The sequence below is a fragment of the Nostoc sp. FACHB-110 genome (genome assembly GCF_014697425.1).
In the GTDB taxonomy this organism is placed as follows: domain Bacteria; phylum Cyanobacteriota; class Cyanobacteriia; order Cyanobacteriales; family Nostocaceae; genus Nostoc_B.
The window spans coordinates 1-12,759 of the sequence record NZ_JACJRU010000002.1; the positions used below are offsets into that span (position 1 = coordinate 1).

11 protein-coding genes and 1 pseudogene are annotated in these 12,759 nt (G+C 37.6%); 9 read left to right on the forward strand and 3 right to left on the reverse strand.

Translation table 11 applies throughout. The annotated features are described in order from the left end of the window. Window positions 1-410 (reverse strand): annotated as a pseudogene (locus tag H6G69_RS02475) (photosystem II q(b) protein); the annotation flags it as partial. 416 nt (window positions 411-826) lie between these two features. On the opposite strand from H6G69_RS02475, the gene H6G69_RS02480 reads away from it, so the two are divergent. From H6G69_RS02480 to H6G69_RS02490, 3 genes are all read left to right on the forward strand, one after another. After that, window positions 827-1,669: a DUF2382 domain-containing protein gene (locus H6G69_RS02480; RefSeq protein ID WP_190681232.1), complete on the forward strand. Its 843-nt coding sequence runs from the start codon at window positions 827-829 to the stop codon at window positions 1,667-1,669. Window positions 1,670-2,049: 380 nt separating this feature from the next. Further along, the gene (locus H6G69_RS02485) at window positions 2,050-2,946 is read left to right on the forward strand and encodes a DUF2382 domain-containing protein (RefSeq protein WP_190681233.1); all 897 of its coding nucleotides are present in this window, start codon (window positions 2,050-2,052) and stop codon (window positions 2,944-2,946) included. A 116-nt stretch (window positions 2,947-3,062) separates the two neighbouring features. Further along, window positions 3,063-3,869, forward strand: a complete 807-nt coding sequence (locus H6G69_RS02490) for a YsnF/AvaK domain-containing protein (RefSeq protein WP_190681235.1) — start codon at window positions 3,063-3,065, stop codon at window positions 3,867-3,869. A gap of 121 nt (window positions 3,870-3,990) precedes the next feature. On the opposite strand, the gene uvrB is transcribed toward H6G69_RS02490, so the two are convergent. Continuing rightward, entirely contained in the window at window positions 3,991-5,988 is a 1,998-nt protein-coding gene (gene uvrB, locus H6G69_RS02495; protein WP_190681237.1) for an excinuclease ABC subunit UvrB, read from the reverse strand. A gap of 250 nt (window positions 5,989-6,238) precedes the next feature. On the opposite strand from uvrB, the gene H6G69_RS02500 reads away from it, so the two are divergent. The 4 genes from H6G69_RS02500 to H6G69_RS02515 all read left to right on the forward strand — a co-directional run bounded on the left by H6G69_RS02500 (window position 6,239) and on the right by H6G69_RS02515 (window position 8,796). Continuing rightward, the gene (locus H6G69_RS02500; RefSeq protein ID WP_190681239.1) at window positions 6,239-6,700 is read left to right on the forward strand and encodes a hypothetical protein; all 462 of its coding nucleotides are present in this window, start codon (window positions 6,239-6,241) and stop codon (window positions 6,698-6,700) included. A 560-nt stretch (window positions 6,701-7,260) separates the two neighbouring features. Further along, entirely contained in the window at window positions 7,261-7,443 is a 183-nt protein-coding gene (locus H6G69_RS02505) for a CsbD family protein (protein ID WP_190681240.1), read from the forward strand. Window positions 7,444-7,734: 291 nt separating this feature from the next. Continuing rightward, window positions 7,735-8,175 (forward strand): hypothetical protein, encoded by a 441-nt coding sequence (locus H6G69_RS02510; RefSeq protein ID WP_190681242.1) that lies wholly within the window; start codon window positions 7,735-7,737, stop codon window positions 8,173-8,175. 99 nt (window positions 8,176-8,274) lie between these two features. Further along, on the forward strand, window positions 8,275-8,796 hold the full coding sequence (locus H6G69_RS02515; RefSeq protein WP_190681244.1) for a hypothetical protein: 522 nt from the start codon (window positions 8,275-8,277) through the stop codon (window positions 8,794-8,796). Between the two features lie 102 nt (window positions 8,797-8,898). Here the strand turns inward: H6G69_RS02515 and H6G69_RS02520 are convergent, their stop codons facing one another. Continuing rightward, window positions 8,899-10,182 (reverse strand): MFS transporter, encoded by a 1,284-nt coding sequence (locus tag H6G69_RS02520; RefSeq protein ID WP_190681246.1) that lies wholly within the window; start codon window positions 10,180-10,182, stop codon window positions 8,899-8,901. A gap of 1,109 nt (window positions 10,183-11,291) precedes the next feature. Here H6G69_RS02520 and H6G69_RS02525 point away from each other — a divergent pair. Both H6G69_RS02525 and H6G69_RS02530 read left to right on the forward strand, forming a co-directional pair. Continuing rightward, the gene (locus H6G69_RS02525; RefSeq protein ID WP_190681248.1) at window positions 11,292-12,149 is read left to right on the forward strand and encodes a TauD/TfdA family dioxygenase; all 858 of its coding nucleotides are present in this window, start codon (window positions 11,292-11,294) and stop codon (window positions 12,147-12,149) included. A gap of 18 nt (window positions 12,150-12,167) precedes the next feature. Continuing rightward, window positions 12,168-12,749, forward strand: coding sequence for an FcoT family thioesterase (locus H6G69_RS02530; protein ID WP_190681250.1), 582 nt, complete (start codon window positions 12,168-12,170; stop codon window positions 12,747-12,749). Window positions 12,750-12,759 lie beyond the last annotated feature (10 nt).

Consider the following 12,759-nt stretch of genomic DNA (forward strand, 5'->3'; position numbering starts at 1 on the left):
AAGCGGTAGGATAGTTCCCACTCACGTCCTAAGTAGCAGAATACGCCAATCAGGAAGTGGAAGATTACCAATTGGTATGGGCCACCGTTGTACAGCCATTCATCTAAGGATGCTGCTTCCCAAATTGGGTAGAAGTGTAAACCAATTGCGTTGGAGGAAGGTACTACTGCGCCGGAGATGATGTTGTTTCCGTACAGTAAGGAACCTGCTACAGGTTCACGGATACCGTCGATGTCTACGGGGGGTGCAGCGATGAAGGCGATTACGAAGCAGGTGGTTGCAGCTAGCAACGTGGGGATCATTAACACGCCGAACCAGCCAATATACAGGCGGTTGTTGGTGCTGGTTATCCAGTTGCAGAACTGCTCCCATACGTTTGCGCTTTTGCGCTGTTGTAAGGTTGCTGTCATGTCTTTATGATTGCTTTTGTTATGTATGTTTCAGGTGTTTTTACCTGTAATGATTTATATCTTAGAGGCTTTGTAACGGTTTGTAAAGAAGTTTGACTAAAAGTTTACTTAACTACCCCATAAGCGCGGCTTATCTATATATACAGAGTATGAAAAAATTGGAAGTAGAGCGGTGCAATTCAAGATAGCTGGTGAAGGCTGTCATTATTTATTGGTAAGGGTTTTAAGCTTGTTTATGTTTCGTAACATAATTTGGTTTATGTCCACTGACTCACTTAATTCCTGAGATGTCAATTAAGCGGGACGTAAAGATACTCTCATAGCTTAAATTTAATTCAGTCGTCAGCCAGAGGATTTCTCGCACAATAATTTTTACGCTGAACATATAAATAGAAATCCCCAAGAATTGAAAACCTATGCCTCTATACAAACTCGCAGAATTTGATCCGCAATATAGAGAAACCTTTGGTGGTGATGATGTTAAAAGTTTGGATCTCTACACTGAAGGCGGAGTAAAAGTCGGTTCAGTCGCAGATGCTTTAGTTGACCATGATGGACGTTTTCGCTATCTAGTTATTGACACTGGTTTTGATACTCTCGGCAAGAAAATATTACTGCCGATTGGTCTTGCACATATCAATTATCCAGACCAGCGTGTATATGTTGATGGCTTAAGTAAACAACAAGTAGAAATGCTACCTGAGTACAGCGATAAGTTCGTAGTTGATGATGTTTATGAAGAAAATGTACGCAGTGTATTTCGTCCATCTAACAGCGATTTTATTTACGATCGCAACACATATAACTATCAGCAGGAACCTAATTTATACAACTTAAATGCTCAAAATCATCAAACTCTCAGATTATATGAAGAAAGATTAATTGCAAATAAGCAACGTGTCAAAACTGGAGAAGTTGCAGTTAGTAAGCATATTGAGATTGAAACTGCAAAAGTTGAAGTCCCAGTGACTAAAGAACGGGTTGTAATTGAAAGACTTCCAGCTACAGAAGGAGGAAGAGTTACCGATACTAACGAACTTCAATTTCAAGAAGGTGAAGTAGCACGGATAGAAGTATATGAAGAAACACCCGAAATTCGCAAAGAAGCGTTTGTCCGGGAGGAAGTTCGAGTTAGGAAATTAGTAGAGCGAGATATAGTAGAAGCTCAAGAGACCATTCGGAGAGAAGAGTTAGATATTAACACTACAGGTGAATTAAAAATAGATGATTCTGGTGTTAATCAGAATCCAGCTGTTTAAATTCATAGGAATAAAGACTTAGCTATTCTTAATTTAATCAAAAAAACGTACAGAATCTGTACGTTTTTTGTTATTAATTTTAATATAAAACATTAGAGTTAACGGGCGACTGGAAATCGCGCCTACACAGATGACATACGTGGGTTTGAAAATCTTGATTTTGTGTGAGTCCACCCAGGTGGACTTTGTTTGTGTAGTAGCGAATTTTATTCGCCCAATACTTTTCAAACATCTTCTTGAAAAATCATAAAATCACGGGAAATATTACTTTTGATGAGATTAATGTGTAGTAATTATTTCGAGAGAAAGAGGTAATGTGTTGAATATTTTTTTACATTAATTATGGAGTGATTCTATAAAACTTTCAGAGGTAAAATATAATGTCTCTTTACAAATTACATGACTTTGACCCAGACTATAAAGATAGTTTTGAAGGCAACGATATTAAAGGACTTGGTGTCTATACAGAAGGAACTGATGAGAAAATTGGTACTGTTAATGATGTTTTAGTAGATGATGAAGGCCATTTTCGTTATTTAGTTGTTGATTTAGGTTTTTGGATTTTCGGGAAAAAAGTTTTATTACCAGTTGGACGTACCCGGATTGACTATGGACGAGATCGCGTTTATGCGGTTGGTATGAGCAGAGAACAAGCAGAAGACTTACCAGAATTTGATGAACGTCGCCTAGAGTATGATGACGAAGAGAGAGTACGTAATGTTTACCGCGATCAAAAGTATAGCAATGTACCTCTAGACACAACCACACCTTTAGACGCAGTTGCGCCTTTAGATTCTGCTGCAACATTAGGTACAGCCGCTAATTCAACATTCAGCCGTGACACCTATAATTATGACCAAGAGCCTGCTTTGTTTGGTTTGAATGAACGAGATCATCAAACTTTGAGACTCTACGAAGAACGATTGATTGCTAATAAAAAACGCCGCAAAACTGGGGAAGTAGCGGTTGGAAAGCGGATTGAAACCGATATAGCTAGAGTTGCAGTTCCCGTGGAAAGAGAACATGTAGTTATTGAACGTACTACCCCAGCCGATGCAGGTAGAGCAGTTGCGCCTGGTGAAGCAACCTTCCGTGAAGGTGAAGTGGCTCGTGTAGAACTCCATGAAGAGACTCCAGACATTCGCAAAGAAGCATTTGTTCGTGAAGAAGTTCGAGTCAAAAAAGTGGTAGAGCAAGATACTGTAGAAGCTCAAGAAACAATCCGCAGGGAAGAATTGGATGTCAATGCTCCTGGTTTACCAATTGAAGAACGCTAATAAAAACTGATTAGCTTATAGCTAATTCAGTACAGTACAGGTGAAGCTTTTTATCAGCTTTACCTGTACTTGTAATAAATGCTTGTACAAGGTTATTTGGTGAATCAATTATGGTGATGAATAGCCAATCTAGGGCAAATAGTTTTGAACGCGTCAATCAAAAATCTAGCATTAGTAACTTATTGACAACTTTAAAAAATAAGGTTGCCTATTTTGATGTTATAGATAATCAAGGCCAAATAGTTGGTAAAGTTAGAGATTTAATTTTAGATCATCGCCGCAGATTAAATTTAGTAATCTCTCCACCGAGCAATTTTATACCGCCTAGTTTGGCTCTTGTCTGGAGTCAAAAAATTCAAAGAATAGATACTCTTAATAAATCTATTTTTTTAAATGTAAATATATTAGAAGTTGAATATATGTCTGAAGATTTTAAATCCCAACTCACAAATCAATCCTATGAGCCATTAGATAGTTCTGGTACAATCAATGAAGATTTGACAGAAATTTCGGAAGAAAATATTATTAGACTGTTAGAAGAAAAATTAGTAGTTGATAGTAGTATTCAAAAAATTGGTGAGGTAATTGTTCGCAAAGAAATTGAAACTCGGATGGTACAAGTTCCTGTGCGGCGTGAGAAATTAATTGTAGAACAGGTAAGCCCACAACATAAGCAACTAGCAGAAATTAATTTATCTTCGGAAACACTGGCTGATATTGATGGTGCAGCAGTTAGTCAATTTGCAGGTGATTTCACCGTTACAGGAGACTTTGATTCACCTAAAATAGCCAGTTTAATTTTAAATGCGATCGCACTGGAAAAAAACCACGGCTGTCAGCGAGTGCGAGTATCTATTGTATGTGATAACGAATCGCATCAACAAAAATATCAAGAGTGGTTTGAGCGTTGTTCTAAACAGTAATAATCTCAATCCATATTATAAGTTTCTAGCAGATGATTAAACAGTAGGGTGAATTATTTCACCCTATTTTTTTGCTATTTAATCATGATCAATGGTATTTTGCAAAAGTCCTAGATACGAATTAATGACCTAGTAATTTATCTCGCAAATTTTTAATGCGATCGCGCAATTTTGCCGCCTCTTCAAATTCGAGTTTTTTCGCTGCATCTTTCATCTGTGCTTCCAGCTTCGTAATTAAGTCGGGAACTTCTTCTAGAGGTATTTCATGGATATGTTCATCTACAGCTTTTAATTCAGTTGCATTTAACCGTCGAGATACTTCTAAAAATGATAAAATTGCGTTGCTGGATTTTTTAACAATTGGTTGGGGTGTAATTCCATGCTTCTGGTTATATGCTATTTGAATACTACGCCTTCTTTCAGTTTCTTCGATGGCTTTAATCATGCTGTCTGTTAAATTATCAGCATATAAAATTGCTTGTCCTTTAACGTGACGCGCCGCTCTACCAATAGTTTGAATTAAAGAACGTTCAGCACGTAAAAAACCTTCTTTATCTGCATCTAAAATTGCCACTAAAGAAACTTCTGGTAAATCTAAACCTTCCCGCAGTAAGTTAACTCCCACTAACACATCAAAATTTCCATTCCGCAATTCTTGGATAATTTCGATGCGCTCAATCGAATTAATTTCTGAATGCAAATATCGCACCCGAATGCTGTGGTCTTGCAAATATTCTGTCAAATCTTCCGCCATCCGCTTAGTTAAAGTAGTAATCAGTGTTCTTTCGTGGCGGTCAACTCTGTCTTTGATTTCTCCTAATAAATCATCAATTTGCCCTTCGGTAGGACGCACAGAAATTTCTGGATCAATTACTCCAGTAGGACGGATAACTTGTTCAACGATGTGATTTTCAGAAACTTCTAATTCCCAATTTCCTGGGGTTGCGGAAACGAAAATACATTGGTTGACTTTTTGCCAAAACTCTTCTGATTTTAAAGGACGGTTATCAGCAGCACTCGGCAGCCTAAATCCATGTTCAATTAATACTTTTTTTCTGGCTTGGTCGCCGTTATACATCCCGCGAATTTGCGGGACACTAACATGAGATTCATCGACAACTAACAACCAATCTTTCGGAAAGTAATCAATTAAACATTCTGGTGGTTCTCCGGCTTGTCTACCAGCAAGATGTCGAGAATAGTTTTCTACACCGTTGCAATAACCGACTTCGCGTAACATTTCTAAGTCGTAACGGGTACGTTGGTCGATGCGTTGTGCTTCTAATAATTTGCCCCCTGTTTCTAATTCGGCTTTGCGTTGCTTTAATTCAAAAGCAATATCATCGCAGGCAATTTCTAAACGTTCTTCTGGGGTAACAAAGTGACGCGCTGGGTAAATATTGACTGCTTCTAAACTATTAATAATTTCGCCTGTTACCGGGTCAACATAGCGAATGGCATCAATTTCATCGCCAAAAAATTCCACGCGAATAATTCTATCTTCGTAAGCAGGGCCAATTTCTAAAACATCACCCCGGACACGGAAGCGTCCTCGACCCATTTCTAGGTCGTTGCGGCTATACTGCACAGATGCTAAATCGCGTAAAACTTCTCTTTGATTAACTTCCATACCAATTTTTAAAGGTATGGCTGCTTTGAGGTATTCGGCGGGAATTCCTAAGCCGTAGATGCAGCTAATAGATGCAACGACAATCACATCACGGCGTTCAAACAGCGATCGCGTCGCTGAGTGACGCAACATATCAATTTCGTCGTTAATCGCAGCTGTCTTTTCTATATAAGTATCGGTGACGGGAATATACGCTTCTGGTTGATAGTAATCGTAATAACTGACAAAATATTCGACTGCGTTTTTTGGGAAGAACTCGCGTAACTCATTACAAAGTTGTGCAGCCAAGGTTTTGTTATGTGCCAAAACTAAAGTTGGTTTGCCAACTTTTTCAATTACTGCTGCTACTGTAAAGGTTTTGCCAGTGCCGGTGGCTCCCAGTAAGGTTTGGTAACGATTCCCTGATTGGATGTTTGAGACAAGCTGGGCGATCGCTTTTGGTTGATCGCCTGTCGGTGCAAAGGGAGCTTGAAGACAAAATTCTGTCATACAGTTTTGCTAGTAATACCCTATCTCATGGTAGCGATCTGCTTCTGTACCTGTTGGGCTAGCGTAGTCAAATGAATATATGGAAATATTTCTTGATAAAGCTTAACAGTTTAAATTTACTTATGTGTAATTTTTGAAGATACTTATATCTATGCAAGGTTTTTTAAGGGTAAACTTTAATATACCGGAAAAAAACTAATTTTTCCTCAAATATTGTAAAGTTCATTTAAGCAACCAGAGGTGTTAGTTTATGAGCATTAGCAGCACTGGCAAAGCCGCCAGTCCTCGTCAAAGACGTGCCAAGCTAAAGGGAGAAACAACAGTGGAAGTTGAAAATAATCAGGGTCAAGCTGTGAATAACGATCAAACCGCAAAAGATAACGACAAACAAGAAGAATCTGGAAAACTTGTGATTGCTGGAGTACGTCCCATTGCTGGTAGTGATTTGCAAGTTGCTGAGACTGTCTCAATCGCAGGTATTCGTCCTATAACCGCTAGTAATTTAGAAATTGTCGAAACAATCAACATCATGGGTATTCGCCCCATTGCAGCCAACAATATCAAAGTTGTTGATAGCATTAACCTCTCGGGTATCCGTCCAATTGCTTCTAGCGCGTTAGTAATTTCTGATAGTTACTCCGTTATGGGGAACCGTCCAGTAGCATCAAATATTATTGACGACTCTAATGCACTTATGGGTTTTATCGATTAGACAAAAAAAATATTGCCATAAATCTCACTAACCCGGTCTCTTGAAGGAATCGGGTTTTTTAGTTGTCTTTTATTGCTAATGATATCTATAGGACTTACGCACAAAGATTGTCTGTGGAGACTGGCGTTGTAAGGGTGTAAGGGTTTTGGATACATACACCCCTACACCCTTGATTTTTCGTTTTTATGCTTATGTTCTTATTTTTTATTTTGAATTATGCTAATTGTCATTTAAATTGCACCGTATTCATGGTCACACAATTTTGGATTTGAGATTTGAGATTTTGAATTTTCAATTGATTCCACATATAAATCTGAAGGACTGTACTATCAAATTACTATTGGTCATCAAAGCTGTAAACCATATTCCTATTATTTAATAATTTGGATATCTTGTTATTCCTAATGCCTGAAAGTATCTCTCTTTTTATATAGGTGGCTAATATATCTTGTGGCGGAAGCCAAGAGTAAAAATCTTAAGATACTTTGTAAATGTAATCACTAAGAATCAAAGTAATTAATAGCTTTGAAACTTAATTTATATACAATTAGGAGAAAAAAATGAGCTTAGAAGATCGTGCAAAAGCAGCTGCTAAAAATGTTGAAGGTAAAGCGCAAGAAGCATTAGGTAATGTAACTGGCGACCCTGAAGATAAAGCTAAAGGTAAAGCAAAGCAAGCTGAAAGCGAAGTCCGCCAAGGTATAGAAGATGTCAAAGATTCTGTAAAGAAAAATATTGACTAGAAATATTTGTTTGTTTTTCTAGTCTAAAGGGATAGACACTCAAAAATATTTCAATTTAACTAGTGTATTAACATAGTTAAAAATTGAGTTTTATCCCTTTTCTATTTCTCTTTCCATTTCAGCTAGGTTTACAGATAGCACAGGTTCTGACTGTAGAGGTGTGCAACTCACATCTCTACGTTTCTGGTCTAACTTGCAAGTGTTGAATAAAAATAATAGAAATTATCTTTAACTAGCTAAGAAATATAAGTAATTGGTTATGGAAATTGTTTCGTTTCAGGAGTGAAAGAAATGACGCTGTTTGAGCAGATTCGTAAAGTTGCGATCGCTTTTGCCTTAATTGTGATGCTAACTGTGACTACTGCTTGTGGTAGTGCGACAGTCAGCCAAGCCGACCGCACAAGTAGCCCGGCTGTCATTGGACGGGATGTAGCTTACAGCGAATTAGAAAGAGGTAATACTTCGAGCGGTCAAACTTTTGGTGATTGGGTAGTGCAAACATCCAAGGGATTGATTAAGGATGCTTACGTTAGAGATAACAACAAATTAGGTGTTGTGATTTCGCGTGATGTTCGTCCAACGGATGTCAAACCTTTAGCTAAATCTCTAGTTCAAGGTTTTCATAAAAACTTCCCTAATCAAGATTTAACGGTGTTGGTTTACGGCCCTGACAAAAAGTTAATTTTGACAACTCAGTACGACGTACAGACAAAGCAAGTCAAGTATAGCTAATAGTTAAGTAGCAAGTTTCAAAGTCTTTTACATAGCATTTCGCCGGAAATTTAAGACTAAAAATTCCAGAAATACGACTTGAAGAAGGAGATTAAGAAAGTGTCAACTAGTGAAGAATACAGAAGACAAGTAATGCAAGACTTAGCTCAAGGTGATGTTGAATCGTTAGACGATCCAGCCTCTGATGGAGCTACTCAATACGAAAATTTCGATGATTTTGCTCAACGAACCACTACAGATCAACGTCGTCAATTATTTGGTCGCTCTATTCATCCTGATCGGATTCCTAGCAGCCAAATGGAACCAGAATTACAAAAAGCGATCGCGCAAATTAAACCTAATGAACGAGATGATGTAGCGCGCGCCTTTTTCAAAAATTTGAAGGGTAGAGGCTTAGATGAGCGTCACTTAGAGCAACAGTTAGGTCTTTCAACTCATCACGCTAGCAGAATGAATGCTGATGATGTCAGCAAACTTGCATCCTTCGCTTATCACAACCACCCAGATGTTTTCCGCGAAGTACTAGCAGAGCAACCTGGTATTATCAAATTCCTCAGCAACCCAATCGTAGCTGGAATTTTAGGGATAGCAGCAGCTAAGTGGTTAGGTAGCCATAAATAATCCCAATTCCTGATTAAATAACTACTAACTTTTGGCTCTGGCTATAAATAGCTCTCGTGGAGAGAGTTATTTATAGCCTTTGCTATGTGTGATGAAAAATCATCAATACTCAATAGTTCGGATTGAGGAATTTAAAGCCAATAAGCCATTAAGTGTAACGATAATTCCACCTGTCACACTAAAAAGTAGGATGAGATTGAAATCTGCTAATAAACCAGCTAAAGCATAGGAAAATGGAGCAATCCCAAAGGCAGACAATGTTCCCAAACTCATAACTCTTCCTAACATGACAGGAGGAGTTTGCTTTTGAATCCAAGTTATTCCTAAAACAGTAAAAAAGCCACTACAGCAACCTAATACAGCAATGGTCATACTAGCTAACAAGATGTTTGGTAAAAATCCTAGTAAAAATAGACCAAAGCCTTGGATGCTGGCTAGACTCAGCATTAAGATTCCCAAACGTGGTGTATGGCGAAGCACTCCGGTCATGAGTGTTCCCAATAACGCACCACCACCCCAAGCCGACTTCATTGTTCCTAAAGCGATCGCACCTGACAAAAAGCGACTTTGAGCTAATGATGTAATGCCAATTTCTAAAGGGCCGACAAAGAAAAGATTGATTGCCGTTATGACTAATAAAACTGCTCTCAATGCCGGATTATGCCATGTATAATTTAGCCCCTCACGAATACTAGTAAATAAACTCAAAATCTTGCTATTGAAAGACAATTTAGACTGCTCAAAATTCGCTGGCAATTCATCAGAACTTTTCTGACGACTACCTTTGATTAGCAAAAGTGCAACAGCAGCAACAACAAAGCTAGCCGTATCAATTGCAAATGCTTTCTCAATCCCCACAGTAGCAATTAGCAACCCACCTAAAGCTGGGCCAATCAGCACAATTAATTGAGTAGTTACTTGGCTTAAAGTGTTACTAGCGATTAGCTGCTCTGGAGTTACAAGCGTAGGAATAATTGACCTGGCAGCAGGAATAGAAAAACCTTCTACAATGCCATAACTAATTGCAAATAGATAAATCAGCCATATCTGTGTTGTCTGAAAAAAAACCAACATCGTCAATAAACTGGTCAGCACAGCACACAATATGTGAGATACCAGCATCATCAACCGAGGTGAGAAGCGATCGCTCACAACACCACCAAGCAACATCAAAATAGCACGCGGAACGGCTGCTGCCATTAACACCGCCCCCAAATTCACAGGAGAATGAGTTAACTGTATAGTTAACCAAGGCAATGCCACTAAAAAAAATTGATCTCCAATTAGTGAAATAGTTTCACCGATAAATAAGAGTAGAAAATTGCGTTCAGTTAAAGGTTGCCACAGCGGCAATTTGTCTTTACACGAAACAGGTGATTTTCCCATTGTTAATTTAATTCTGGGACAGTTACTCTTGTATTTGTCAGCTAAGAAAACTCCTTCTTAACAGATATTTTATTCTTTATCAGAAGGATTTTTGTTGATATTTGATAGCTTAACTTATATCAATCCAAAATCTTTTGATAATTCCATCACCGATACTTAGTGAAGACTGTGATTTCGTCCTATTTTTTTGTGAGAGTTGCAGAAAAGCTGTAGATATTATTGAGTGGACAGATATTTTCGTCAAAAGACAGACTGTCAAACTTGGCACTATTTCTTTGGGCTGAATTCTGCTGCATATAAATAATAACCAAACCTCAATATATATATTTTAATTTTATTAAAAATCATTATGTATCACCCCTTGCTAATTATGATTATTATGGTATATGCTTAACCAATGAGTTGCTGAAAAGACAAAACACTATTTTGGAGGCATTATCTCCCAAAAATCGTAGAAATAACGGCAACGTAGTTAATTGATTAGCTAAATATTGAAGTGACCAGAAAAATAATTTTCTGTGTATTTTAGGGTGTGTATTTTAGTGTCAAAATACTTGTAATCAGGTAGACATAAATTTCAATAAATGTCAATAAAATTTCATGTTTTACCCACCCATTACTGATAATAAGTACTGGAATTAATAAACTTAAATAATCCCCAGAAAATATCTAGTTTTGGTTGATGAATGTAATGTCAAATTGCACATTCTCTGGGTGATTTTTGTATGAGGTATTTGTAAACACAAATGACTCATAGATATACACACATCTTGCACCTAGCCCCAGCGAATGGAATTCGCGGCTATACAAACGTGCGTCCGCCTATCGCGCTTGCGCTGCGCTTGGCGCACCACGCGGACTGACGAAAAGTCTAGGGTTTGAAACCCGCGCAGGCGGGTTTTGCCTGTGTAGCCGCGACTTCAGTCGCAGGCGTGCAAGATATGAATATAGGTAATCAAAATATAAGATTCCTATTTGAATTGTGAAAAAGAATATTTTCACGAACCGCATATACGCGCTCTATATTACTCCTAGCTACTGCTAATGAAAAGCACAGAGTTGTTTGAACAACTTGAGGAACTAACCTATCAATTTACAAAACAATAACCATGAAAATTCATCAGCCAGAGACAGAGAAAATTGGTGCTGAAATTGTGGATACCAATGTTGCTGATTTAACTAATACAGAAGTTAACTTGATTAAAGAACTTGTGTATGAGTATAAATTAGTAGTTTTTCGGGGACAAGAAATTAATGATGACCAATATATAGAATTTGCCAAAAAAATTGGTACGCCGCAAATTTATCCTCAAGATAACTATCATCACCCAGAATATCCAGAAATTTTTGTATCTTCTAATGTTGCCAAAGATGGCAAAAAATTTGGTGTTGCTGGAACTGGTAGATACTGGCACACTGATTGTGCATTTCTGGAACAACCTTTGCCTTTGACGATGTTGTATCCAAAAGTGCTGCCAAATTCTATCAGAGAGACTTACTACATTGATATGCAGCAAGTTTATAAAAAATTAGCTCCAAATTTAAAAAATTATCTTGATGATAAATACATGATCCACGAAGCAAAATGGCGTTATAAAGTGCAGGCTGGGGATATAGATAAAGCCATCATAGACATTTTAAAGGACTTTGAAAAACAGTTTCCGCCTGTAAAACATCCAGCAGTGATTACACACCCATTCACCCATCAACAAATTTTGTATATCAATCAAGGTTTTACTACTGGTGTTAAAGGCTTAAATTACGAAGCAAGTCAAGAACTGTTACAGGAATTATTTTTATTTATTGAGCGTGAGGAACATATTTATACGCACGTATGGCAAGAAGGCGACATTCTCTTATGGGATAACAGAACGCTCAATCACAAGGCATCTACAGTCCCAAAAGGTGAAAACAGTGTGAGCTACCGCATTGGTATTTATGATGGTTTACCATTTTATGTTGCTTAAAACTCAAGGAGGAATTCTATGAAAAGTAATGCAGAACTAATTGAGTTAAAAGATGTCAATACAAATTTACTAAATTTGTTCTTAGAACCATATAAAGACGATTGTAAGTATCTGCAAAAAGCTTACTTTAGCAACTCACAAGCTCAGAAAAATCATGAAAATCAAAGTTTATGGGTCATCAAAGGAGACTTTGCCATTCCAGAGTCTTGTTATATTTCTGCGACGGGACACTTTAATTCTGTAGAATTTAATATTTGTTACAATCAGCTATTCTATATCATGATTGCTTATTTACTCGACAATCATTTACTGGCAGTGATGCAGGACTGGGATTTAGAAACTTATAAACGACGACAATTAAGCAACTTTCTCATTGTAAAATTTTCTAGCATCTTCAGAAGACCAATAAATCCTAGCAAGTTTCAAGGCACTTTATCTATCAATAAATCTTCTGTTCGGGGTAATTTAATTATCCTCAAGACTACTTGTAATTTCTCTGATAATCAAGATGGCTGGTCAGAAGGTGATATCACCATTGCGGTACTCAACAGCGAACCAGAACTCAACTTGGATAATTCTCCTGAATCTGTAAGTGTGTAATTTTTTGAGA